This is a genomic window from Mycoplana sp. BE70, assembly GCF_031455855.1.
In the GTDB taxonomy this organism is placed as follows: Bacteria; Pseudomonadota; Alphaproteobacteria; order Rhizobiales; family Rhizobiaceae; genus Mycoplana.
In genome coordinates this window covers 193,382-217,773 of record NZ_JAVDTM010000003.1, presented here as the reverse complement: position 1 = coordinate 217,773, position 24,392 = coordinate 193,382, and the positions used below count along the sequence as shown (strand labels likewise).

At 63.9% G+C, this 24,392-nt stretch carries 24 protein-coding genes; 7 read left to right on the top strand and 17 right to left on the bottom strand.

Annotated features, from left to right (window positions below):
* Nucleotides 1-3: 3 nt before the first annotated feature.
* Complete coding sequence (locus J2Y48_RS07235; RefSeq protein ID WP_310414965.1) at nt 4-978, bottom strand: L-threonylcarbamoyladenylate synthase; 975 nt, start codon at nt 976-978, stop codon at nt 4-6.
* A gap of 171 nt (nt 979-1,149) precedes the next feature.
* Between J2Y48_RS07235 and J2Y48_RS07230 the strand changes: the two genes are divergently transcribed.
* The 3 genes from J2Y48_RS07230 (at nt 1,150) to J2Y48_RS07220 (ending at nt 4,135) form a co-directional block, all read left to right on the top strand.
* On the top strand, nt 1,150-2,223 hold the full coding sequence (locus tag J2Y48_RS07230) for a diguanylate cyclase domain-containing protein (protein WP_310414962.1): 1,074 nt from the start codon (nt 1,150-1,152) through the stop codon (nt 2,221-2,223).
* Between the two features lie 166 nt (nt 2,224-2,389).
* The gene (locus tag J2Y48_RS07225) at nt 2,390-3,052 is read left to right on the top strand and encodes a peroxiredoxin (protein WP_310414959.1); all 663 of its coding nucleotides are present in this window, start codon (nt 2,390-2,392) and stop codon (nt 3,050-3,052) included.
* A 45-nt stretch (nt 3,053-3,097) separates the two neighbouring features.
* Nucleotides 3,098-4,135 carry an MBL fold metallo-hydrolase gene (locus tag J2Y48_RS07220; protein WP_310414956.1) on the top strand — a complete coding sequence of 346 codons (1,038 nt, stop codon included), beginning with the start codon at nt 3,098-3,100 and terminating at the stop codon, nt 4,133-4,135.
* 31 nt (nt 4,136-4,166) lie between these two features.
* Here J2Y48_RS07220 and J2Y48_RS07215 read toward each other — a convergent pair whose 3' ends face one another.
* Complete coding sequence (locus J2Y48_RS07215; RefSeq protein ID WP_310414952.1) at nt 4,167-4,775, bottom strand: DUF6656 family protein; 609 nt, start codon at nt 4,773-4,775, stop codon at nt 4,167-4,169.
* 175 nt (nt 4,776-4,950) lie between these two features.
* Complete coding sequence (locus J2Y48_RS07210; RefSeq protein ID WP_310415723.1) at nt 4,951-6,066, bottom strand: GH25 family lysozyme; 1,116 nt, start codon at nt 6,064-6,066, stop codon at nt 4,951-4,953.
* Nucleotides 6,067-6,466: 400 nt separating this feature from the next.
* Between J2Y48_RS07210 and J2Y48_RS07205 the strand changes: the two genes are divergently transcribed.
* The 3 genes from J2Y48_RS07205 to greA all read left to right on the top strand — a co-directional run bounded on the left by J2Y48_RS07205 (nt 6,467) and on the right by greA (nt 9,630).
* A complete protein-coding gene (locus J2Y48_RS07205) occupies nt 6,467-8,248 on the top strand; it encodes an acyl-CoA dehydrogenase (RefSeq protein WP_310414949.1) in 1,782 nt (593 codons plus the stop codon).
* Nucleotides 8,249-8,261: 13 nt separating this feature from the next.
* On the top strand, nt 8,262-9,011 hold the full coding sequence (locus J2Y48_RS07200; protein ID WP_310414946.1) for a crotonase/enoyl-CoA hydratase family protein: 750 nt from the start codon (nt 8,262-8,264) through the stop codon (nt 9,009-9,011).
* 136 nt (nt 9,012-9,147) lie between these two features.
* The gene (gene greA / locus J2Y48_RS07195) at nt 9,148-9,630 is read left to right on the top strand and encodes a transcription elongation factor GreA (RefSeq protein WP_310414943.1); all 483 of its coding nucleotides are present in this window, start codon (nt 9,148-9,150) and stop codon (nt 9,628-9,630) included.
* A 50-nt stretch (nt 9,631-9,680) separates the two neighbouring features.
* Here greA and J2Y48_RS07190 read toward each other — a convergent pair whose 3' ends face one another.
* The 11 genes from J2Y48_RS07190 to J2Y48_RS07140 all read right to left on the bottom strand — a co-directional run bounded on the left by J2Y48_RS07190 (nt 9,681) and on the right by J2Y48_RS07140 (nt 19,311).
* Entirely contained in the window at nt 9,681-9,872 is a 192-nt protein-coding gene (locus J2Y48_RS07190; RefSeq protein WP_310414940.1) for a hypothetical protein, read from the bottom strand.
* Between the two features lie 134 nt (nt 9,873-10,006).
* Entirely contained in the window at nt 10,007-11,257 is a 1,251-nt protein-coding gene (locus J2Y48_RS07185) for a class I SAM-dependent RNA methyltransferase (RefSeq protein WP_310414937.1), read from the bottom strand.
* Nucleotides 11,254-12,009, bottom strand: coding sequence for a TlyA family RNA methyltransferase (locus tag J2Y48_RS07180; protein ID WP_310414934.1), 756 nt, complete (start codon nt 12,007-12,009; stop codon nt 11,254-11,256). Before J2Y48_RS07180 ends, J2Y48_RS07185 begins: the two co-directional genes overlap by 4 nt.
* 71 nt (nt 12,010-12,080) lie before the next feature.
* On the bottom strand, nt 12,081-14,000 hold the full coding sequence (dxs, locus tag J2Y48_RS07175; protein ID WP_310414932.1) for a 1-deoxy-D-xylulose-5-phosphate synthase: 1,920 nt from the start codon (nt 13,998-14,000) through the stop codon (nt 12,081-12,083).
* Nucleotides 14,001-14,205: 205 nt separating this feature from the next.
* Nucleotides 14,206-15,129: a pirin family protein gene (locus J2Y48_RS07170; RefSeq protein WP_310414929.1), complete on the bottom strand. Its 924-nt coding sequence runs from the start codon at nt 15,127-15,129 to the stop codon at nt 14,206-14,208.
* A gap of 96 nt (nt 15,130-15,225) precedes the next feature.
* Nucleotides 15,226-15,618, bottom strand: coding sequence for a helix-turn-helix domain-containing protein (locus J2Y48_RS07165; protein WP_310414926.1), 393 nt, complete (start codon nt 15,616-15,618; stop codon nt 15,226-15,228).
* Nucleotides 15,619-16,057: 439 nt separating this feature from the next.
* The gene (locus J2Y48_RS07160; RefSeq protein ID WP_310414923.1) at nt 16,058-16,312 is read right to left on the bottom strand and encodes an exodeoxyribonuclease VII small subunit; all 255 of its coding nucleotides are present in this window, start codon (nt 16,310-16,312) and stop codon (nt 16,058-16,060) included.
* A gap of 2 nt (nt 16,313-16,314) precedes the next feature.
* Nucleotides 16,315-17,241, bottom strand: a complete 927-nt coding sequence (locus tag J2Y48_RS07155; RefSeq protein ID WP_310414920.1) for a histone deacetylase family protein — start codon at nt 17,239-17,241, stop codon at nt 16,315-16,317.
* A 120-nt stretch (nt 17,242-17,361) separates the two neighbouring features.
* Nucleotides 17,362-17,925, bottom strand: a complete 564-nt coding sequence (locus J2Y48_RS07150; protein ID WP_310414918.1) for a biotin transporter BioY — start codon at nt 17,923-17,925, stop codon at nt 17,362-17,364.
* 106 nt (nt 17,926-18,031) lie between these two features.
* The gene (locus J2Y48_RS07145; protein WP_310414915.1) at nt 18,032-18,637 is read right to left on the bottom strand and encodes an energy-coupling factor transporter transmembrane protein EcfT; all 606 of its coding nucleotides are present in this window, start codon (nt 18,635-18,637) and stop codon (nt 18,032-18,034) included.
* Entirely contained in the window at nt 18,631-19,311 is a 681-nt protein-coding gene (locus J2Y48_RS07140) for an ABC transporter ATP-binding protein (RefSeq protein ID WP_310414912.1), read from the bottom strand. Before J2Y48_RS07140 ends, J2Y48_RS07145 begins: the two co-directional genes overlap by 7 nt.
* Before the next feature lie 203 nt (nt 19,312-19,514).
* On the opposite strand from J2Y48_RS07140, the gene J2Y48_RS07135 reads away from it, so the two are divergent.
* The gene (locus tag J2Y48_RS07135) at nt 19,515-20,708 is read left to right on the top strand and encodes a winged helix-turn-helix domain-containing protein (protein WP_310414909.1); all 1,194 of its coding nucleotides are present in this window, start codon (nt 19,515-19,517) and stop codon (nt 20,706-20,708) included.
* A 48-nt stretch (nt 20,709-20,756) separates the two neighbouring features.
* Here J2Y48_RS07135 and J2Y48_RS07130 read toward each other — a convergent pair whose 3' ends face one another.
* From J2Y48_RS07130 to aroC, 3 genes are all read right to left on the bottom strand, one after another.
* A complete protein-coding gene (locus J2Y48_RS07130) occupies nt 20,757-21,878 on the bottom strand; it encodes a hypothetical protein (RefSeq protein WP_310414907.1) in 1,122 nt (373 codons plus the stop codon).
* 161 nt (nt 21,879-22,039) lie between these two features.
* Nucleotides 22,040-23,140: a 3,4-dihydroxy-2-butanone-4-phosphate synthase gene (ribB, locus tag J2Y48_RS07125; protein WP_310414905.1), complete on the bottom strand. Its 1,101-nt coding sequence runs from the start codon at nt 23,138-23,140 to the stop codon at nt 22,040-22,042.
* 25 nt (nt 23,141-23,165) lie between these two features.
* On the bottom strand, nt 23,166-24,263 hold the full coding sequence (gene aroC, locus J2Y48_RS07120; protein WP_310414902.1) for a chorismate synthase: 1,098 nt from the start codon (nt 24,261-24,263) through the stop codon (nt 23,166-23,168).
* Between the last annotated feature and the right edge of the window lie 129 nt (nt 24,264-24,392).

The following is a 24,392-nucleotide window of genomic DNA, read 5'->3' as shown; positions in this document are numbered from 1 at the left end:
CGTTCAACTCCTGGGGGCGGCTGCGCGTTCGAGCCGGTCATTGATTGCCTCACCCAGGCCCGTGGCGGGAATTGGCGAGAATGCGATCGAGCGGGCGCCGGTCGCGTCCGCCTTCTGCATATGGCCGAAAAGGTTGGCGGCCGCCTCGCGCAGGTCGCCGGTCGGGCTCAGGTCGAGCACGATGGCCGCACTTTCCTCGCCCGGCAGCGCCGTTCCTCCAAAGCGGATCAGCGCTTCACCCGGAGCGACGCGACTGGCATTGAGCCGCACGCCCGCCGCCGGCGCATAGTGTGAGGCAAGCATGCCCGGCGCCTCGATCGTCGCTCCGGCGCTCTTCTGCCGGATCACCTTGCTGCCGGTCAGCCTTTCGACGTCGGAGACGTCGAGCCCGCCGGGCCGAAGAAGGTGGACGGCACCATCGACCACCTTCAGGATGGTGGATTCCAGCCCCACTTTGGCCGCGCCGCCGTCGAGGATCAGTTCGATCCTGTCGCCGAGATCGGCATTGACGTGGCCGGCGCTCGTCGGGCTGATCCGCCCCGACGTGTTCGCGCTCGGTGCCGCGAGCGGCCGTCCGAACGCGGCAATCAACCGATTGGCAAAGCCGGAGGGCACGCGGATGCCCACCGTGTCGAGCCCGGCACAGACGAGCGGATGAATGGACGTATTCGCCCTTACCGGCAGGACCAGCGTCAGCGGACCCGGCCAGAACGCTTCGGCGATCTGGCGGGACAGCGGATCAAAACAGGCATACCGTTCGGCCATCTCCAGATCGGCCATGTGGCATATCAGCGGATTGAAGCGTGGCCGTCCCTTGGTTTCGTAAATGCGGGCGATGGCCTCCGGATTGGTCGCGTCCGCCGCCAGGCCGTAGACCGTTTCCGTCGGTATCGCGATCGGCAAGCCTCTCGCAAGTACCGCGACTGCTTCCTCAAGGGTTGCTTCGGGATCCATCCTCGTGTCGATGACCTTTGCCATCTCGCCCCTTCTTTGCGTTTGATGGCCCTCGCTTTACAGCCTTTGACGGCCGGATGCCAAGTTTTAAGGACACGGTGAACGAGCTTGCGGAAAATCGCGTCCAATGGCGCCGCGCGTTAGATGCTTCGTAACCGATCGCTGGTAATGCAGACAGAACAGGGGAGTGGGTGCATGAACATGAACCAGAGGAAATCCTCGACGAACGACATTGCCTTGCGTATCGCCACAGCGATGCACCAGATGGGCATCGACGCGCTGCCGCGAAATTATGAACTGGTCTACGAGGCCTATGCGGGCGCCAATCCTGATCTGGTCCGCGAGTTTGTCGCTCTTGGCAAATTCAAGACGCAAGCGTCTCTGGACGAGCTTGGCCGCAAGTATCTCCCCCACCATCACGAAGAAGGCGTGCTGCAACGCTCGGCCGGCGCCGTCCGCGACGAGATGGCCAACTTCATGGCGTTGCTGCAGCAGGAGGAGATCTCGCTCAGCGACTATGGCCGTTTGATCGGAGAGGCATCGCAGGCGATCTCCGCCGATAGCCCGGAGTCGTCCTCCGCGCTTGGCCTGTCGATCGAGCGGCTGCGCCAGGCGACCGAACAACAGGCCACCCGCAATGCCGCGATGGCGGCGAGCGTCGCAGCGCAATCGGAGAACATGGACGCGATCCAGCGCGACCTGGCTTCGTTCGAGGCAACCAAGTTCGCCGATGCGGCGACGGGTCTGGGCAATCGCCGTGCCTTCAACAAGGCGGTCGCCAAGGTCTACGCCCATCCCGAATTGCCGGTGTCCTGCGGCCTGGCCATCGTTGATGTTGATGTCTCAAAGCGCTTTTCGCCCGCTCAGTCCGAGGCGCTGAACGACTACCTGATCCGCCACTATGGCGCCCTGGTGAAGCGAGCGACGCCGGCGACCGACGTTGTCAGCCGTTTCGACGGGCTGCGTTTCGGCTTCCTGTTCTATACGTCCGACGAAAACGAGATCGTCCGGTTATTGGCGATGCTGCGTTCGGCCTTTGCGGCAGCACCACTGCGACACCCCGAGACGACGCGCAACCTCGGCTGCCTCACGTTCTCGGCCGGCGTGTGCATGGTGGACGGGATTGGAAATGCCTTCGATCTGGTCACCTTCGCCGAAAAGGCGCTGCAGCAGGCACAGTCGGCTGGCGGCAATCGCCTCGTCGTCCACCGCGGCGGCAACGACGGCGGGCCCGACGGCAAGGATTGGATGCTATACAAGAACGGCTAGGTCGCTTCCGGATCCTGGTGCATTTTTTGCGCGATGGTCCCACGATCGTCTTCCCGATACGGTAGTATTGATCAATCAACATTAGCGTTGCCTAATGGGTCGATTGGTGCAAACTTGTGCGCCTTCGTTCCCTGATCATCGTCTTTGAAAGACGAGGAGGTGTGTGGTGACGCTTGCTATCAACGATGTGGCGCCGGACTTCCAGGCGCAGACGACCGAAGGCGAGATCCGGTTCCACGACTGGCTCGGTGATTCCTGGGCCGTGCTGTTCTCGCACCCGAAGGACTTCACGCCGGTTTGCACCACGGAACTCGGCTACATGGCGAAGATAAAGCCGGAATTCGACCGGCGCGGCGTCAAGATCATCGGCCTTTCCGTCGATCCGCTCGATCGTCACGCCGGATGGGCGAGCGATATCGAGGAAACGCAGGGGCATGCGCCCAATTTCCCGATGATCGCCGACGTCGATTTCAGCGTCTCGAAGCTCTATGGCATGTTGCCGGCCTCGGTGTCGGGCGACCCGGCCACACGGACACCTGCCGACAACCAGACCGTGCGCAACGTCTTCGTCATCGGCCCCGACAAGAAGGTCAAGCTGATCCTGGTCTATCCGATGACCACGGGGCGCAATTTCGACGAGGTGCTGCGGGTAATCGACTCGCTGCAACTGACGGCGCAGCACAAGGTTGCGACCCCAGTCAACTGGAAGCAGGGCGAGGACGTGATCATTGCCGGCTCCGTATCTGACGACGACGCGCGGAAACAATATCCCGATGGCTGGCGTGCGCCCAAGCCGTACATCCGGATCGTGCCGCAGCCGGGGACGTGAGGCAGGCGGCATCCCGGTACGGTGAACGGTTGATGGAGGGTGCCGATGATTTTCCGCCAGCTCTTCGACAGTGTCTCCGGCACCTACACCTACCTCATCGCCAGCCGGTCGGGAGGCGAGGCGCTGATCATCGACCCGGTGCTTGAAAAGGTCGATCGATACCTGCGCCTGGTGGAGGAACTGGATCTCAAGCTCGTCAAGGCGGTTGACACCCACCTGCACGCCGATCACGTGACCGGCCTCGGCGCGTTGCGCGACCGCACCCATTGCATAACGGTGATGGGCGAGCAGACGGCAGCCGATGTCGTTTCCATGCGTGTTTCCGAAGGCGACCGGATCGCGATCGAGGGCCTGAGCCTCGACGTGCTCTACACGCCCGGCCACACCGACGATTCCTACTCCTTCCTGATGGGCGGGCGTGTGTTCACCGGCGACACGCTGCTGATCCGCGGCACCGGGCGGACCGACTTCCAGAACGGCGATCCGCGGCAGCAATACGACTCCATCTTCAACAAGCTGCTCAAGCTGCCGGAGGAAACGCTGGTCTATCCGGCGCACGACTACAAGGGCGACACGGTCTCGACCATCGGTGAGGAGAAGCGGTTCAATCCCAGGCTGAGGGTCGGCTCCGTCGACGAGTACGTCGACGTGATGAACAACTTGCACCTGCCCAACCCGAAGATGATGGACGTGGCCGTTCCGGCCAACATGCGGGTCGGCCTCCATCAGGAAGAGATCGCCCGGAGGGGGTGGGCGGTAACGGCGGCAGAGGCGTTGGCGTTGCGCAACAGCCGCGATGTCGTGATCGTCGACCTGCGTGAGACGGCCGAGCGTCAAAAGCACGGAACCATCCCTGGCTCGCTCCACGCGCCCTATCCGGATCTGCAGGAGAACGTCGGCGCTGGCGGGATGCTGCATGAACTCGCCGCCACGACCGGTCGGCGAATCGTCTTTTACTGCGCCTTCGGCGAACGCTCGGCCATGGCGGTCGAGGCCGCCCAGGATGCCGGGCTGACCAACGCCTGCCACATCGAGGGCGGGATGGCCGCCTGGAAGAAGGCAAACGGTCCGGTCGTCCGCTAGCGCGTCTTCAGATGGATGCGCAGGCCGACGCTCAGATCGCGCGGATGACCTTGCGCAATTCCTCGTTGCGGGCACCGAGCATCAGGACGCTCTTCATCGCCAGCTTCGCGTCGTGGGTGTGGAACAGCACCCCGTCGTCGCCGACCGTTCGGTTGATCTCCAGCCGGTCGCCGCTCTTCGCCGGGCATGTCGCCACCGCGAAGTACATGCGCGAGAATTTTGGGCTGATCGCCTCGAAGAACCGCTCGCCGTCGCCGATCTCCGCATAGAAGTTGGCCATGTAGAACGACCACTGGACGTCTTCTTGCTTGGCAAGCCTCGTCTTGGAAACAGTGACGTGGCAATAGCCGAGATGAGGCATCGAGGCGAGGGTGCGGTGGAAGATCAGCTTTGGAAAGCGGATCGCCCGGTGGAAGCCGTTGATGCGCTCATGGGTGAGGGTGCCTGCCTTCTCCAGTTTCCGGCCGGTCTGCTCGGCAACCTCCGGGTAGCTCATGTACCGCTTGTCGGTCCGCTTCCAGTCGCCACGCGTTTCCAGCTTTCCGGTTCGAAGAAACTCGGTATGGGCGAGTGACTGCCTGCCTTGCGCGCGCTTGAGGGCGGTGGCGTCGTAATACTTAAATTTCGGCGTAGGCTGCACGAGGGTACTCCGGGAGGCGGCGCTTTCGGAAGGGGGATCATGCGTTGTTATGGTTAACGCCACCCTTACGTCGAACAGAAACGATGGACGGACTGCGCAAGGCAGGGTCAGGCCGTGCGCTCGATCGCCCAGGCGGGCCGCGATGACCTGCCCGTCGTTTCTGATCGGAATTTGCTTAATAGTTCTGGTAGTTCAGAGGCGTTACCGGATCCGTGCCTGGATGCGCCGCGGCGGGTGTAACCGCGCCTTCCGCGGCCGTGGGTTCGCCGTTTGCCGATGATGCAATCGTTCCGGAGATGGCGCCGCCATCCTTGTTTTGCACACTCGCGCTGGCAGCCGCGACAACGCCCGCAATCGTTTCTGCCGCAATTTTTACCGGCATCGATTTGGGCTCTTCGTCTGCCGCCCCGCGGTTGATCGAGGCCGTCACGATCTCGTCGACCCGGATTTCGTCGGTAGCATCGAACGGCTTTTCCGGCAAAAGATCGCCAAAGGCCCAGATCTTCACCAACTCCGAACGGTTCACCGGCACAACATTGACGTCGATGTCGTTCAGCGTGCCCTTCACGCGATAGGGACAGCGCCGCTTGTTGCAGTTGGCGGCGGCGGAAAACTGCCAGAGCGCATAGTTGTCCCAGTTGCCGAGCGGGAAGACGGCTTGGATGCCCGGCTTGTAACGCGCGTACCAAAGCGGCAGGCGTGAGAGTATGCGGTACTTGTCGCGGTTCGCGGCGATGTATCTTGCTGTCGAGTGATTGGTGTAGAGAACGGGGTAGCGTCCGGTGCGCGCGCGGATGTGGCCGGCGAAGACCTGCGCGTCGGCGAGCGACATGTACTGCTCCGGGTCGATCCCCTCGATATCGAGCACCATCATCTCGCCCGGTTGGGGCTTGGCGTAGTCGAGGAAGTGATTGGCCTGGTCGACGGGATTTCCGGGACGCGCGAGATGATAGGCGCCCCACAAAAGGCCCTGTGCCTTGGCCAGCAATCTGCGCGTCTCGTAGAGTTCCCGGCTGACCGCGTACTTGCGCCACATGGTCTTGCAGTGCGCGACCGTGTCGCCGTCGTGATCGCCCTTGCAATTAAAGCTCTCCGGCAGGCCGTCGGATGCCTTGGAGATGAAGCCGACGATACGTTTGTCGGTCAGCATCAGTGGCCAATCGATCTCGTTCAGTTCGTAGGCATCGACGACGATAGCGTTTTCCGGCTTTCTCCAGGGCTCCAGGTCGCTCGCCGAAAGTGCGCCGGGCATGGCCAAGAGGAGCGCACCGGCAGCGGCCAGTCTCTTCATCGTCGTCATGCTTCGATCCCCGCTTCTGCCCCTCCGCCCCGGATGGTGCCGTCGACATGGTTAGCAAGACGTTAACAGGGCCTGGCTTTGTCGCCCGGTGCTGCGGTTGATTCCCGGAACGACGGGAGCCGCGGCGTCCATGCCGGTCCTTGTTGTGCGCGAGATGAAAAATTCCCCTGCCTTACATTTCCGAAAGGTGTTTCTAATCTACACACGTGAGATCCGTTGAAAAGTGCGAATGGGTCTTTTCTGCGAAAGGGCGAGATCGACGCGGCCATTGAGCGGGGCTTTGCGTTGACGTTTACGTAAAAAGAAATACTCTGCCGCGCATTGCGCCGGTCCCGTTCGACCGCCATGCTTCCGGTCGAAGCGTCCGCAAGACGAATTAGTGGAGGTCACCATGTACAGGGCACCGGTCGATCAGATCGCGTTCACGCTTCGCCACGTGGCCGGCCTCGAGGCCGCATTGGACGAAGGCCGGTTCGGCGAATTGTCTGGCGACCTCGTCGACGCGATCCTCCTCGAAGCGGGGCGTTTCGCCAGCGAAGAGATCGCGCCGCGGGCTGAAACCGGTGATCGCCAAGGTGCCGTCCTGCGGGATGGGCACGTCGCCACGCCCGAAGGCTGGCCCGCGCTCTACCGGGCCTGGGCGGAAGGTGGCTGGAACTCCCTGACGGCACAGCGCGAGTTCGGCGGGCAGGGACTGCCGCACATGCTTCATGTCGCGGCGATGGAGATGTGGAACGGCGGCTCGATGGCCTTTGCCATCGGCCCGACGCTGACGATCGGCGCAATCGAAGCCCTCTCCGCACATGGATCGGACGCGTTGAAGCAGATCTATCTGCCCAAAATGGTTTCCGGTGAATGGATGGGGTCGATGAACCTCACCGAGCCGCATGCCGGCTCGGACCTCGGCGTGATGAAGACGCGCGCCGAGCGGCGCGACGACGGCACCTACCGCATCTTCGGCCAGAAGATCTTCATCACCTACGGCGAGCACGATTTCACCGACAACATCGTCCATCTCGTGCTGGCGCGCCTGCCGGATGCGCCGGCGGGAACGCGCGGCATCTCGCTGTTCCTCGTTCCGAAGTTCCTGGTCAATGCCGATGGATCGCTTGGCGCCCGCAATGACATGTTCTGCCACTCGATCGAGCACAAGCTCGGCATCCACGCCTCGCCGACCTGCACGATGATCTATGGCGACGGCCGGTTTGGCGAGGAGTCTGGGGCGATCGGCTGGCTCGTCGGCGAGGAGAACAAGGGCCTCGCCTGCATGTTCACCATGATGAACAATGCGCGCCTTGCTGTCGGCATGCAGGGGGTGGCGATCGCCGAGGCCGCCACGCAAAAAGCGATCGCCTACGCCAGGGAGCGCACCCAGGGCAGGGCGCCAGGCTGGCAGGGAGCGGGCATGAGCCCGATCATCGAGCACCCGGACGTCACCCGCATGCTTTTGACCATGAAGGCGCTGACGCAGGGGGCGCGCGCCATCACCTATGCCTGCGCCCACGCGGTCGACATGTCGCATGCCACTTCAGGCGAGAAGGCGCGGCACTGGGCTGAGCGGGCGAGCCTGCTGACGCCGATCGCCAAGAGCTTCGCCACCGATGCCGGCGTCGACGTCGCCTCCCTCGGCATCCAGGTTCACGGCGGGATGGGTTTCATCGAGGAGACCGGGGCGGCCCGTCTTTATCGCGATGCCCGCATTGCGCCAATTTACGAGGGCACGAACGGCATCCAGGCGATCGACCTCGTCACCCGCAAGCTGCCGCTCTCGGACGGCACGCAGGTCAAGGGTTTCATCGAGGAACTGAAGGCGATCGCGCGCGCCGTGGCCGCTTCCAACGACCCGGCCTTCGGCGAAACCGCCTCCCGGCTGGCGTCGAGTCTCACCGATCTCGAAGCCGCGACCGCCTGGCTCGGCGAGGCGCTGGCGGATGGCCGCCAGGCGGAGGCGCTCGCGGGCGCAACTCCGTATCAGCGTCTCTTCGGCCTTGTCCTGACAGGTGTCTACCTGGCCAAGGGGGCGTTGGCCGACGCCGGCGACGGCCGCGGGGCGGAGCGCACCGCGCTGTGCCGCTTCGCTGCGGAAAATCTCATTGCCGAGACCGCGGCGTTGAGGGATCGGGTGGTTAACGGCGCTGCAAGCCTTGCGGCGGCGCGCGCGGTTTTCGGCTGAGGAGAGAAGAGAGATGAGCGACCACATCCTGATCGATCGTCCCGAGACGCTGCCCGGCGTACAGGTGATCCGCCTCAACCGTCCGGAGAAGAAGAACGCGATCACCCGCGCGATGTACCAGACGATGACGGACGCGTTGCGCGCCGCCGACGTCGACCCTTCGATCCGGGCCACGCTGCTGCTCGGGTCGGAAGGCTGCTTTTCCGCCGGCAACGACATGGCCGAATTCCTGGCCTTTGCCGTGGGGGGCACGATGGGGCGGGAGGTCGTCGATTTCCTGCACGCGCTTGCCGCCCACACCAAGCCGCTGATCTCCGGTGTGGACGGTCTGGCGATCGGCATCGGCACGACTATCCACCTGCATTGCGACATGACCGTTGCCTCGCCGCGGTCGCTGTTCAAGGCCCCGTTCGTGGATCTCGCGCTCGTCCCCGAGGCTGCATCCAGCCTGATCGCGCCGCGGCTGATGGGCCACCAGCGTGCCTTTGCCCTGCTCGTCGCCGGCGAGAGTTTTTCCGCCGAGGAGGCGCATGCCGCCGGCTTGATCTGGAAGGTTGTGGAGGAAGTCGAAGCCGAAGCGATGGAGATTGCGAGGCGCCTGGCGACCAAGCCGCCGGAGGCGTTGCGGGCCGCCCGCGAACTTCTTCGTGGCAATCGCGAGGAGATCGCCGGCCGGATCGACGAGGAGGCGCATCATTTCGCCGTGCGGCTGCGCAGCGCCGAGGCCCGCGCTGCCTTCGAGGCCTTCATGGCGAAGAAGTAGCAGGCCCGGCGTTCACCGCCCGTTGGAACAAGTTGGCCAGTTCGTCTATTGTCATCCGATCCACGGTTCAGACAAACGTCGGATAGGTGTTCACGCGCGCTGCAAAGTGCATCGCGTTGAAATGGAGTTCGAGAAATTGAGCGTTGCCTTCGTCAAGGAAGAGAGTGCCGAAACGGCTGCGGAAACCCTGTTGCCCGACCGCCCGGTTTCGCCGCACCCGAACCTCGTCACGGAAGCGGGGCTCAAAGCCCTGGAATTGCAGCTTCAACAGGCACGCGAAGCCTACCATGCGGCCAACACGATCGAAGAGGTGAACGAACGGCGCCGGCAAACGGCCGGCCCCCTGCGCGATCTGCGCTACTTCACCGAAAGGGTCCGGACGGCTGAACTCGTTCCCGACCCGACGTCGTCCGAGACCGTCGCGTTCGGGAGCACGGTGACGTTTGCCCGTGACGACGGCCGCGTCCAGACGTACCGGATCGTTGGCGAGGACGAAGCCGATCCGAAGGCCGGTTCGATCTCCTATGTGTCTCCCGTGGCCAGGGTTCTCATCGGCAAGGCGATCGGCGATGCCGCCAGCGTCGGCGAGCAAGAGCTCGAGATCACCGCCATCGCGTAAGGCGTCCAACCATCCCTGTTGATTGGCGTCAGAAGCGCGTTCCCGGTCTGTCACCCGGCGGCGAGCTTTTCCTTGCAATCATGCTTGATCATTGCCGCGGCCAGGTTCTCTCGCCCGGTACCGGTCGCCTGGGCCTTTGCCGCAGCCATCTCCCGGCACCAGTCGGCGTCAAGGACTTCCTCCGGGATCCGGGTCATGCAGGACGACAGCAGCAGGAGCGAGCATAGGGCAAGGACACGCATTCGCAGGCTCCGTTCAGGTGTAGCGAATCCATATCATCACCGGAGCCGAAAGGAACCTGCATTCGATGCTCCGCCGTCACGTGGAAGGCGATCTCGGCACCGCCTCGCAATACCCGGCGGCAATCCTCTCCCGCCTACTTCTCCAGCGTCGCTACCGCCTCGACATGCGACGACCAGAGGAACTGGTCGATCGGCGTCACGCCGGTGATCCGATAGCCGGCGGCAACGAGGATCGAAAGGTCACGGGCGAGCGTCACCGGATTGCAGGAGACGGCGGCGACCTTCTTCACGCGCGAACGGGCAAGTTCCCGACATTGATCTTCGGCGCCCGCCCGTGGCGGATCGAAGACGACGGCGTCGAACACCTTCAGTTCCGAGGCCATCAGCGGACGGCGGAACAGGTCGCGCTTCTCGATCGTCACCGGTTTCAGCCCCTGCGCGTGGCGAGCGGCATGATCCAGCGCCTTCAAGGCCTTCTCATCGCCTTCAACGGCGTGAACGCGAGCCGTCCGGGCGATCCGCAGGGCAAAGGTTCCTGACCCGGAGAAGAGGTCGGCGACGCGCTTTGCCTTGCCGAGATGGTCGAGCACGAGGGCGGCCATTGCCTCTTCAGCCTGGATTGTCGCCTGGGTGAAGCCACCGGCCGGCGGGATGACTGGCACCCCATTAAAGTCGATCTGTGGCTTCTGCGGCTCGATCAGGATCTCGCCGTCGTTGGACACGCGGGCGATGCCACGCAGGGCGAGCACGCATTCGGTGACGGCGCGGCGTTGCTTGTCGCCAATCTTGCGGACACCCTCGAAGGCGAGATCGAGGCCGCTGAGCGTTTCGAGCACGGTCAGCCGGAATCCCTGACTGTCGGTCGCCAATGCGTCGGCGACCATGCGGATCGCATCCAGCCTCGAAACAATGCCCGGGCTGCTGATCGGGCATTCATCGATGTCGACGATGTGATGGCTGGATGCCTGGTTGAAGCCGAGCAGCATGCCTTTCTCGGTTTTGCGGGCGGTGAAGACCATCCGCCTCCGCTCACCAGGGCGGGCGATGACGAGCGGCGCAACGTCGGGCGTCAAACCCTTCGACTTGAGCGCGTCCACCACGAGGCCGCGCTTGTAGGCGTGATAGAGCGTCTCGCCGGCGTGCTGCAGCGAACAGCCACCGCAGGCGCCGTTCTTGCCGTCGGGGCCGAAATGGTGGCAGGCCGGGGCGATCCGGTCGGGCGAGGCGACGGAGGTCGACATCACCGTCCCGTGGTTCTTTACCCGGGCGATCGCCACGGTTTCACCGGGTAGCGTGAAGGGGACGTAGACGGGGCCATCCGGACCGGCGACAATGCCGTCGCCGCCGCTGCCGAGCCTGTTGATCGTGACCGTTTCGGTGCTCATGGTTTGCGTCCTGCGAGAAGATATTCCTGGTTGCCGTCGCCGCCGGCAATCGGCGAGGGGATGATGCCAAGACTGGTCCATCCCATCTCCTCGACGAGCCAGCGTTCCAGCACTGTCGCGACCTCCGGCCCCGTTGCGGGATCCTTGAGCAGGCCGCCCTTGCCGATCGCCTCGCGCCCGGCCTCGAATTGCGGCTTGACGAGCAGAACGCAGGAGGCGCCGGGCCGTGCCAGCGAAAGCGCCGGCGGCAGCGCCAGTTTCAGCGAGATGAAGGAGACGTCCGAGACGACGCAGCCGATCACCCGTTCGCCGACCTCCGCTGCCGACAGCACGCGAGCGTTCAGCCCCTCGAGGTTGGTGACGCGCGTGTCCTGCGCAATGCGGGGATGCATCTGACCGTGGCCGACATCGACGGCCACGACATGATGCGCACCGCGCTGCAACAGAACCTCGGTGAAGCCGCCGGTGGAGGCGCCGATGTCGAGACAGTCGAGGCCCGTCGGATCGAGTGTGAAATGATCGAGTGCCGCGACGAGCTTGAGCGCCGCGCGCGACACATACGCGCGCGCCGGATCATCGAGTTCGATCGCCGCTTCCGGGCCGACGGTCGCGCCCGCCTTGGTCGCGACCTTGCCGTCGACGCGGACGGTGCCGCGGTCGATTGCGTCACGGGCGCGCGAGCGGCTGTCGAACAGGCCGCGCGCCACCAGAAGCTGGTCGAGGCGTTGGGATGTGGCGGGTTTGTCGGTCATCGCCTCTCATGGCGTGTTGCGGCCATGGAGGCAAGTCCGTTGAGTCGGTGCAGGCTAGCGGAAGAGGAAAATCAGCCGGCGACGCCGACGCCGATATCCTTCTGGCCGAGCGCCTTGAAGACGGTGGCGACGATGCCGGCGCGGTCAAGGCCCGCCTTCGCATACATGCTTTCCGGTTTCGCCTGCTCCATCCAGATGTCGGGCAGCACCAGCGGCCGCACCTTCAGCCCGGTTTCCAGCAGCCCTTCGACGGCGAGGAACTGCAGGACATGGCTGCCGAAACCGCCGATGGCGCCTTCCTCGATCGTCACCAGCACCTCGTGATGGCGGGCAAGCTGGCGGATCAGGTCGTGATCGAGCGGCTTTGCGAAACGCGCGTCGGCGACGGTGGTGGAGAGGCCTGCGGCATCGAGGTCTTCGGCCGCGAGCAGACAGTCCGCAAGGCGGGTGCCGAAGGAAAGCAGCGCAACCTTCGTTCCCTGCTTGATGAGACGGCCCTTGCCGATCTCCAGGATTTCGCCGCGCTCCGGCATTTCGACGCCTACGCCCTCGCCGCGCGGATAGCGGAACGAGATCGGACCCTCGTCATAGGCGGCGGCTGTTCGCACCATGTGTTTCAGTTCCGCCTCGTCGGCGGCTGCCATGACCACGAAGCCTGGAAGCGAAGAGAGATAGGTGGTGTCGAACGATCCCGCGTGGGTCGGGCCGTCGGCGCCGACGAAGCCGGCGCGGTCGATCGGGAAGCGAACCGGCAGGCCCTGGATCGCTACGTCGTGAACGACCTGGTCGTAGGCGCGCTGCAGGAACGTCGAATAGAGGGCGGCAAACGGCTTGTAGCCTTCAGCGGCAAGGCCGGCGGCGAACGTTACCGCGTGCTGCTCGGCGATCCCGACGTCGAACAGGCGAGCCGGATAGATCCCGCCGAACTTGTCGAGGCCCGTGCCGTTCGGCATGGCGGCGGTGATGCCGACGATCTTGTCGTCGAAACCGGCCTCCTGGATCAGCGCGTCGGCAAAAACGGAGGTATAGGAGGGGGCGTTCGGCTTGGTCTTGGCCTGCGCGCCGGTGATGACGTCGAACTTGTTGACGCCGTGGTACTTGTCGGCGGCGGCTTCGGCCGGCGGATAGCCCTTGCCCTTCTGCGTCACCACATGGATCAGCACCGGACCATTGCCGTTGTCGCGGACGTTGCGCAGGACCGGCAGCAGGTGCTCGAACGAATGGCCGTCGATCGGGCCGATATGGTAGAAGCCCATCTCCTCGAACAGCGTGCCGCCAGTGACATAGCCGCGTGCATGCTCCACGGCGCGGGTGATCGCGCGGTCGACCGACTTGCCGAGATAGGCGGTCATCTTCTTGCCGAGTTCGCGCATGCCCATGTAGGTGCGCCCGGAGGCCAGGCGCGCCAGATAGGCGCTCATCGCGCCAGTCGGCGGGGCGATCGACATGTCGTTGTCGTTGAGGATGACGATGAGGCGCGCGTCGAGCGCCCCGGCATTGTTCATCGCCTCATAGGCCATGCCGGCCGACATGGCGCCGTCGCCGATGATGGCGATCACGTTGCGGTCTGCGCCCGAAAGCTCGGACGCCACCGCCATGCCGAGACCGGCTGAGATCGAGGTGGAAGAATGCGCTGCGCCGAAGGGGTCGTACTCGCTCTCCGCACGGCGGGTGAAGCCGGAAAGGCCGTCTTCCTGCCGCAGCGTGCGGATCCGGTCGCGCCGGCCGGTCAGGATCTTGTGCGGGTAGCACTGATGGCCGACGTCGAAGATCAGCCGGTCTTTCGGGGTGTCGAAAACCTTGTGGATGGCGATGGTGAGCTCGACCACGCCGAGGCCAGCGCCGAGATGGCCGCCGGTCACGGATACGGCATCGATCATCTCGTCGCGCAGCTCGGCCGCGAGTTGCGGCAGGTCGCGATCGTCCACCTTCTTCAAATCTGCCGGGGTGTTCACCTGATCGAGCAGGGGGGTCGCTGGCAATTGTCTCACTCTTGATGCCCTTTTGCCGACCGCCGGCTGGCCGAGCCTTCGCCGGGCCGCGCCGATGGTCCTGTTCTGCCTGTCATTGCCGATGCGGCGGCGCTTTGCAACCTTCACGCCAACTTATGCGCTATTTGCCGACAAGGAAACCGGGCGAGCGCCGGATTGCGCGCTTGTGGAACGACAAGAAGGCTTTGTCGGGGCACGCATAGCGTCAGCCTTCCGGCAATGGGATGAATTCCTCCTCATCGCCCGGCACGATATCGAAGCGCCCCGTCCGCCACTCCTGCTTGGCCTGTTCGATTCGCTCCTTCGAGGAGGAGACGAAATTCCACCAGATGTGGCGCTTTGAGCCGAGCGCGGCACCGCCGAACAGTGCCACGTGACAGCCTTCGGCGCCGGCCTTCAGCGTGATGGCATCACCGGGGCGAAACACCAGCAGCCGGTCGGCCTCGAACCGATCGCCGGCCACGTCGAGTTCGCCGGACAGCACATAGACAGCGCGCTCTTCCCAGTCGGCGGCCAGTGGCGCGCTGGCACCGGGCGCCAGCATCAGGTCGGTGTAGAGCGTGTCGGTGGGAGCCTTGACCGGCGAACGATGGCCTTCGTAGTGGCCGATGATCACACGCCCCTGAATGCCGTCGGACGCAAAGACCGGCAGTTCCTCATGCGTGGTGTGGATGAAGGCCGGGTCGATTTCCTCTTGACCGTCGGGAAGGGCAAGCCAGGTCTGGAGGCCCGAAAGGCTGTGCGGATGGCCGCGGACGTTTTCCGGCGAGCGCTCCGAGTGGACGATGCCGCGTCCCGCCGTCATCAGATTGAGATCGCCGGGGCGGATGACCATTTCGGTCCCCAAGCTGTCGCGGTGCTTGATCTCGCCGTCGAACAGATAGGTGACGGTCGAAAGGCCGATATGCGGATGCGGCCGCACATCGATCGCCTGGCCCGCCCTGAACAGTGCCGGTCCCATCCGGTCGAAAAAGATGAATGGCCCGACAAGGCGGCGTTTTGCCGTCGGCAGCGCGCGGCGCACTTCAAAGCCGCCGAGATCGCTGGTGCGAGGAATGATCAGGTTTTCCAAGGCGTCGCAGGCGGCAGCGTCACCTGCGACAGGATCCGGTCCGGGGAAAAAGCTCATGTCGCGCACTCCGTTTCAAAAGATATGGGAGACAGTGAACAAGAGGCGGCCAGTCGTGGCAAGTGGTCACGCGGGATTGCCGCGTGAACACAGTGTTCAGGGCAAGGGGGCGGCGACCGTCTGCCGGTCGAAGGATTTTTGCGCCGCCTCGATTTCCTCGCTGTTTTCCCGCAGCCAGTCGACCAGTTCCGTCACCGGCTTGAGGAGCTTGAAGCCGAGAGGGGTCAACTCATAGTCGACGCGCGGCGGGATCGTTGCGAACATCGTGCGCGTCACCAGGCCGTCACGCTCAAGATGCCGGAGCGTCAGCGTCAGCATGCGCTGGGAGATTCCCTCGACCTGCTTCTTGAGTTCGTTGAAGCGCAAGGGGCCGTGGCAGAGGGTCTCGATGACCGACAGCGACCACTTGTCGCCGACCCGGTCAAGGATTTCGCGGCTCCCGCCACGAGCGGTGTGGCGGCGTTCGGATGGGGAGAGATAGTTCAGCATGAGAGGCCTGCAATGAATTGGGGCAAGTGCTTGAAGGGAGAGAACTGTGTTTCGCGCTATGTCAGGGTTGGGAGGAGACCCATCAACGCTTGATAATGCTCGTCATTTCCCTTCTTCGCGTCTCGCCTGTCGCATTTCTATTGGAGCGTGCGTCGAGCATTTCGTCGGCACGCGCATAAGGCGATCCCATTTAATGAGGGTGCTCCTTATGTGGGTCCTACTTGGTCTGTCTCATCAATTTTGGCAACCCCCAAATGTTGGGCTATGCAAAAACGCCGAGGCAAAATTGGCCAGCGGGGAGCTCTGATCACAAGTGTGAAAAGACGCCAAAACTTCAAACCCCAGCTGTTGCGGACAGCCGGGGTTGGATGCAGGCCAGGTATCTGGGGTAAGCGATGACACGCGGTCACGATTGTGTGACCCGATGGCATTTGGGGTGTTAGCCGTTGTCGAGTGGTTCGACACCCTGTGGGTTACCAGCGCGGTCGAGCCTGATCTTCTCGATTCGATTCTCGGCAGCGTTGAGGAGTTTCTCGCAGTGCTTCTTGAGCGCTTCGCCGCGTTCATAGATCTCGATCGACTTGTCGAGGGCGACGTCGCCGCGTTCCAGCGCGGCCACTATCCTCTCGAGCTCTTCCACGGCCTGCTCGAAGGAAAGCGCAGAGACGTCCGCAATGGGGGTCGATGTGGTCATGATCAGCCTCTCATCAGCCGGTGGATATGCAAGGCGGCCGATTCGGCCAGCCCCTGGAGGTCGTAGCCGCCTTCAAGCAGGCTGACCACCCTGTGCGATGCGGACCGTTCGGCAATGTCCATCAACTTGGCCGTCGCCCAGTCGAAGTCGTCGGCGACGAGGTGAAGTTGCGCCAGCGGGTCGCGGTGGTGGGCGTCGAAGCCTGCGGAGATGACGATCAGGTCGGGCCGGAACTCGGCGACGCGCGGCAGCACACGGCTCTTGAAGGCTTCGCGAAAGTGATCGCTGCCGGTCTCGGGCGAAAGCGGCGCGTTGACGACGTTGCCGGCGCCGATTTCGTCCTTTGCACCGGTGCCGGGGTAGAGCGGCATCTGATGGGTGGAGCAGAAGAGCACCGACGGATCGTCCCAGAAGATGTCCTGCGTGCCGTTGCCGTGGTGAACGTCCCAGTCGATGATGGCGATGCGCTCGGCGCCATGCGCTATTTGGGCGTGACGCGCAGCGATGGCCGCGGAGTTGAAAAAGCAGAAGCCCATCGCCTTGGATTTCTCGGCGTGATGGCCGGGCGGTCGGGCGGCTATGAAGGCGTTGTCCGCCTCGCCGGAGAACACCGCGTCGACAGCCGAGATCGCGCCGCCGATCGCGGTCAGCGCCGCCTGGAGACTGGCAGGGCTGGCATAGGTGTCGGACTCGAACTGGTTGATACCCTCTTCGGGGATCTCCTTCATCACGGCGCGTAGATGGGCCTCGGGATGGGCAAGGAGGACGAAGTCCTCGTTTGCTTGCTCGGCCGTCTTGCGAACGAGCGACTGGAAGCGCTCGTGCTCCAGGGCGAGGTTCAGCGCCCGCAGCCGGTCGGGCCGCTCGGGATGCCCCTCGGGTGTCTTGTGCTCGAGAAAAATCGGGCTTTCGAAGAGGAGCGTCGTCATGATCCGAGGCTACCCGCTGCGCAGAATATGGTCCACGGGAAATGGGGGCGAGCGGCGTGCTTTTCAACAGCCGTGCAATTGCAGTAGGCGGGCCCCAATGGCACCCGCCATTGGTGCGGATCAGGTGCGGACCGGCAGCAGCGGATAACCGGCCAGCACGGCACGGCCGGCCAGCATCGCCACGAAGGCCTTGATCAGGTCGCCGGGGATGAAGACGAGCGAGGCGAGCGTCGTTGCGATGAAGGCCTTGCCGCTCATGTAGCAGAGCCAGGCGATGCCGAACAGATAGACGATGCCGATGCCGCCAACGACCGCAGCGACGAGGAAGCCGAGGAACTGCTGGAACTCGGGCTGTCCCTCGCGCACGAGCCGCTCGGCGATCAGTCCGGTCACGTAGGCGCCCGCAACCCAGCCGACGAGATAGCCGGCAGTGGGTCCGGCGAAGACGGCAAGTCCGCCGCGCCCGCCCGACAGCACCGGCAGGCCGATCGCCACCAGAAGAACGACCAGCAGAACGGCGGCCGCACCACGCTTGGCACCAAGGATGCAGCCGGCCAGCATGACGCCGAGCGATTGTGCGGTGATGGGAACCGGAATGAAGCCGAGCGTGATCGGTGGCAGCATGCCGAGCACGACGATGATGGCGGCAAAGAGGGCGACGAGGACGATGTCTCTGGTGGTCATGCAGGGCTTCCCGGCTAAAGGTGCGGCGTGCCGAAGATCGGTTTCGGCAGGGGGCGTGGGCTTCGAATTCGGCAGCATGTCGAGAATTGCAAGCCGCTAATATGGGTTATGGACGGCGAAACCCGCGGGCGTCAATCGCCATGGCGACCGTATCCGCGTCCTTCAGCGTCAGGATGATCAGCGGCAGCAGAATCCCCAGAGGACGCACGCGCAGGCCACGCGCCCGGTGCGCGTCGCGGATGTCAGTGTAGCGCGCCAGGATTTCCGGCGTGAACCGCAACACCAGCCCGACAGCCAGGCTGACGTCGGCGGCACGAACGAAGCCGAAGCGCTCGAGCGGGCGCAACAGCCGCGTGATCTCGTCCATGAACGCAGAGATCGTCGTGGTGGCTGTGACCGCAGCGGCGAGCAGCACCAGGGCGGTCAGCCGGAACAACACGGAAAGCGCGTCTGCGAGCGAATGGAAGAGGTAGTTTGCCAATGCCACGAGCAGCACGGTGAACAGCACGAAGCGAACCCGGCGAAAGGCCTCGCGAGGAGGAATGCCGGTCGAGCCGTATAATCCGGCAGCGACAATGGCGCCGCCCGCCAACACCCAAGGGCCGTCCAGCAGAAACAATCCGATTGCCGCGGCGAACAGCAGGATCAGCTTGGCTCGACCAGACAGCCGGTGAAGCGGCGTATCGCCCTCGATGTCGAGGCCGGTCAGCATGCGGCGATTTCCCGATAGGTGCGGACAGCTTCGGCTGGCGTCGCGTCGGCCGCAAGCCGGCCCCGATGGAAGAGCAGCACGCGGTCGAAGCCGTCGAGCAGCGGCAGGTCGTGGGTGATCACGATCGCCTGTTCGGGAAGCGCGGCGATGGTGCGTTCGATCATGTCGCGGTTCTTCAGGTCCAACTGGTTCGTCGGCTCGTCGAGGATCAGCACGTCCGGTCCCGTCACCAGAACGCTGGCGATTGCGGCAAGCTGGTTCTCTCCACCGGAAAGCTCATGCACGCGCCGCTTTGCCAGATGCGCGATGCCGAAGCGCTCTAGCACGGCCTCCGTGCGCTTGGAAATTTCGTCCTTTGCCAGTCCGCGGTTCTTCAGGCCAAAGGCGATGTCCTCGGCCAGAACCGGCAGGATCATCTGATGCTGCGGGTTCTGGAAGATGAAGCCCACCCGTCCGCGCGCCGCTTCCTCGTCCTTCACCGTGTCCAGGCCACCGATCGTCACCCGTCCGGACGCCGGGCGGATCAGCCCGTTGATCAAGCGTGCAAAGGTCGTCTTGCCGGAGCCGTTCAGGCCGATGATGCCGATGCGGCGCTCGCTGAGTTTCAGCGAGAGGGAATGCAGCGCGGTCTGTCCGGCGAAGGTGGCCGAAGCGTCGCTGAAAACGATGTCCAATGGGAACTCCCGGGCCGGTGACGTGGCGCGAGCTATAGAGCCTTTCAGGGTCAATTTGAAGCGTTCGGCCGGGCATGCTTTCGCAAGGATCGGGCCCGATCCAAGCCTGCTTCGGCAGAACGCTTAACCCGTAACGCTTGTCCAGGTCGTCAAGCAAAGGAATTCGGGTTGGAAGAGGTGGGAATATATGCCTATCATGGCACATGACGAATCTGGTCACAAACGCTGACGCCCGCCGCGTCTTCCTGGCAAGGCAGGGGCTTTGCACGCCGCCCGGTCGCCTGCTCGGCAAGGATGGCCTGCTGCGGCTGATTCATGACATTGGTTTCGTGCAGGTCGACAGCATTGCCACGGTCGAGCGCGCCCACCATCAGATCCTCTTTTCCCGCAACCAGACCTATCGCCGCGAGCACCTTGCCGACCTTCTGGAGAAGGACGGCGACCTGTTCGAAAACTGGACGCACGACGCCTCGATCATTCCGAGCGCCTTCTACCGCTACTGGAAGCACAAGTTCCGGCGGGAGAATGGCGCCATTCTCGAACGCTGGCGCCGCTGGCAGGGGGAGGGGTTCGATACGAGCTTCGAGGAGACATACGGCAGGATCGAAGAGAATGGTGCGGTGCTGTCGCGCGAACTGAAGTCTGCCGACCACGAATCCGGCGGCTGGTGGAACTGGCATCCGAACAAGACCGCGCTCGAATACCTCTGGCGCACGGGCAAGATCGCGATCGCCAGGCGGGAGAACTTCCAGAAAGTCTACGATCTCGGCGAACGGGTGGTGCCGCAGCACCATCATGAACCAGAGGTCGATCATGATGCATTTGTCGACTGGGCGTGCCGGAGCGCGCTGTCGCGGCTCGGTTTTGCCACCCATGGCGAGATTGCCGCGTTCTGGGACCTGGTTTCACCGGACGAAGCGCGGTGCTGGGTCGAAGCCCACCGTGACGAACTTCGACCAGTCCGCGTCGAGCCGGCCGACGGCAGCAAACCGCGCGCCTGCCACGCCTTCGCCGACTTCCCCGAAGCACTCGGCGACGTGCCGGAACCGCCGGCCCGGCTGCGGGTGCTCTCGCCGTTCGACCCACTCATCCGCGATCGCAACCGCACCGAGCGGCTGTTCGGCTTCTTCTATCGCATCGAGGTCTTCGTGCCGGAGCCGAAGCGGCAATATGGCTACTACGTCTTCCCGCTGCTTGAAGGCGATCGCCTGATCGGGCGCATCGACATGAAGGCGGACCGCAAGGCTGGCGAGCTCGTGGTCAGAAAGCTCTGGCTCGAACCCGGTGTAAGATCTTCGGCGGGGCGAATGGAGCGCCTCGATGCGGAATTGGCCCGGTTGGCCCGCTTCACCGGCGTCGAAGAGGTCCGCTACCTCGACGGTTGGCGGCAGGGCTGAAGTTGCGTCACACCCTCCGCGTCATCCTCCACGCGATGGGCACCGCACTCAGAAGCGAACCCGTTTCCGAAGCTTGCGCCATTCGACCAGCGCGCGCTTGCCGATATTCATGGCGGTAAGGGGTGGATAGGTCTTGCGGGTCTTCTTGAGGGCGGTTTGCAGCAGATCCTGCACGGCCGGAATCCTGCGTAGTTCTTCGTCGTCGTAATAGACGAACTCCGCAGTATGGTCGCCAAAGATCCGATCGCCGGCCGGCTGCGGATGCATATGTTTTCGCAATGTGTTCAGCAGGCGCGTTTCGACGGTGCGGAAATCCTCGGATTGACGCGGCACAGCGAGCGTGCGGCGCGCGGAAGCACCTTCGCTTGCCATTGTATCGACGATCCGCGCCTTTTCCTCGGGCGTGAACAGGTAGCGCATGACCTGGCCGATGTGGAGCGCCTTGCGGCTGTTCGGTTTTCCGGTTGGGAACCTGCTCTCCTTGGCCAGCAATCGGATGAACTCCGTCATCTCGATCGGCAGCCGCTCGTTGACCGATGGCTTCGTCGCCTTGAGGTCATGAATGTCGAGCATCGTCTCAAGGAAGTAGGTGAAGATGTCGAGCTTCTGCCTGCGGATCTCCTCGTAGAGCAGCACCCTGTAATCCACGCCCGGCAGCGCCAGCACCGGCCGGATCTCCCTGAGTGGGTTCAGGTAGATTGCCCGCAAAGGATTTCGCAGGGGTCTTTCCATCCACTGGGGCAGGCTTGGCGCAGACCCCATGCCGGCTTTCTGCGCCCACAGCGAATAGATCGTGTCGAGCGGATCACGCAGGGTATAGACGAGCTGCAGGGAGCGGTTGCCGATGATCTCCGCAACAGCCTGGAAATGCTGCTTTTTCCAGCGCCTGAAACCCTCTGACGAGAGAAGGATGTCGAGACCGTCCCGGTCGGCCTTCTGGAGCACCTTGAGAAAATCGGAATAGGCCGCGCCTTCGCGCTGCAGAAACTGGTCCTCATGGTCGGAGAGGTCGTGATGGGCGGTGCCGACACGTTCGCCGATCACCGGGTAAAGCCAGCCCCGCTCGCGCAGCCGATCGGCGTTGTGATGGAAATTGGCCTGCATATAGGTGGTCGCGGTCTTGTGCGGACCAATATGCATTACCAGGCGCAGGGGTTTGTCTTGCTTCATGCAGATTTCACGTTCCACGACGGGAGTTCACGATCTCCCTGGCCGCTTTCGTCCCGCCTAAAGCGCGTCGCGATCTTTCGGATTCGCTTGCCACGCTTTAGGTCCTTGTTCTTTCGCATGTCTTTGTCCCGAAACCGGTTCCCACTTTCGGGAGACATGCTTCAGCAGATGTCCGTCGCCGCGATGTTGATGCCGAAGCCTTCGAGGCCGACATAGTGACGTTCGCGGGAAGCCATGAGCCTGATGGAGGTTATGCCAAGGTCTTTGAGGATCTGTGCGCCGAGGCCGATCTCCAGCCACTCGTTCTCGCGCGCCATCGCCTCGCTGTGTCCCTCGCGCTCGTGGCTGCCCTTGCGCGCCGTCTTCGAGACGCCGACGCCGACGGAGCCTTCGCGCAAATAGACGATCACACCGCGGCCGTGTTCGGCGATGCGCTTCATGATCCCTTCGAGCTGCCGATCCTTGCCGAAGACGTCCTCGCCGACGTTTTCCAGGTGCAACCGGACGGGGATGTCGACCCCGTCGCGGATGTCGCCGAAGACGACGGCCATATGGTGCATCGGGTCCCAGGGCAGGGAGTAGGTTGTCGCCTTCGCCTTGCCGAACGGAGTGTCGACGTCAAAGGTCGCGCCCTGTTCGATCAGGGTTTCCTTGCGCTGGCGGTAGGCGATCAGGTCGGCCACCGAAACCTGCTTGAGGCCGTGCGTCTCGGCGAACTGCGCCACCTGCGGTCCGCGCGTCACGGTGCCGTCGTCGTTGACGAGCTCGCAGATGACGCCGACCGGCGGCAGGCTCGCAAGCTTGCAGAGGTCGACCGCCGCCTCGGTATGGCCGGAGCGCATCAGCACGCCGCCCTCGCGGGCAACCAGCGGGAAGATGTGACCGGGACGGACGAAGTCGGCCGGACCGATATTCGGATTGGCGAGGTTGCGGACGGTCAGCGTCCGGTCCTCGGCGGAAATGCCGGTGGTCGTGCCGTGCTTGAAGTCGACCGAAACGGTAAACGCGGTGGTGTGCGCCGAATCGTTGTCCGCCACCATCGCGCTGAGGTTCAGGCGCTTGGCCTCCTCGCGCGGCATGGGCGTGCAGACGATGCCGGAGGTATGCCGTACGATGAAAGCCATCTTTTCCGGTGTGCAATGAACCGCGGCGACGATCAGGTCGCCCTCGTTCTCGCGCCCGTCGTCGTCGGTGACGACGACGATCTCGCCGGCCTCGAAGGCCCGGATCGCATCGACAACGCGCTTCTGGTCAAAGGACATTTCGTAACTCCTGGTCGTGTCGCGGTTAAGCCAGCCGGCCGGTCTGGCCGCGGTCCCGCAGATAGTGGTCGGCGATCGCGCAGGCAACCATGGCCTCGCCGATCGGCACCGCCCGGATCCCGACGCACGGGTCGTGCCGACCCTTGGTGCGCACGTCCACCTCGTTGCCGTCGCTGTCGATCGAACGGCGCTCGGTCAGGATCGACGAAGTGGGCTTGATGGCGAAGCGGGCAATGACCGGCTGGCCCGTCGCGATACCGCCGAGGATGCCGCCGGCATGGTTCGACAGGAACATTGGCTTGCCATCGGGACCGATGCGCATCTCGTCGGCGTTCTCTTCGCCAGTGATCTCGGCGGCACCGAAGCCGTTGCCGATCTCAACGCCCTTCACCGCGTTGATCGACATCAGATTGGCGGCGATGTCCTGGTCGAGCTTGCCGTAGATCGGCGCGCCGATGCCCGCCGGGACACCTTCGGCAACCACTTCGACGACCGCGCCCACCGAGGAGCCGGCCTTGCGGATGCCGTCGAGATATTCTTCCCACACCGGCACGATTTCCGGGTCGGGCGCGAAGAACGGGTTGGTGTCGACGACGCTCCAATCCCAGTTGGCGCGGTTGATCCGGTGCTTACCGATCTGTACGAGGGCGGCGCGCACGGTCAGGCCCGGCACGACCTTTCGCGCGATCCCGCCGGCGGCCACGCGTGCCGCCGTCTCGCGCGCCGAGGAACGTCCGCCGCCGCGATAGTCGCGGATGCCGTATTTCAGGTCGTAGGTGTAGTCGGCATGGCCGGGACGGTAGCGCTGGGCAATCTCGGAATAATCCTTCGAGCGCTGGTCGGTGTTCTCGATCATCATCGAGATCGGCGTGCCGGTGGAAACCATCGTCTCGCCGTCGTCATCGAGCATGACGCCGGAGAGCACGCGGACCAGATCGTCTTCGCGCCGCTGGGTGACGAAGCGCGACTGCCCCGGCTTGCGCTTGTCGAGCCAGGCCTGGATCTCCGCGAGCTTGAAGCGGAGGCCGGGCGGGCAGCCGTCGACGACGCATCCCAGCGCCGGGCCGTGGCTCTCGCCCCAGGTGGTTACGCGGAAAAGATGGCCGAAAGTATTGTGCGACATGAAATCCTGCCCAGTGCGCTCACGGTCGCGACATGCGCCACGATCCGCTCCTTCCTGTTGCGGCACTCATAGAGCCGATTGGCGCAAAGTTGAAGTCTTTTTGATGGGAAAGGCCGGGTGATGCAGAGC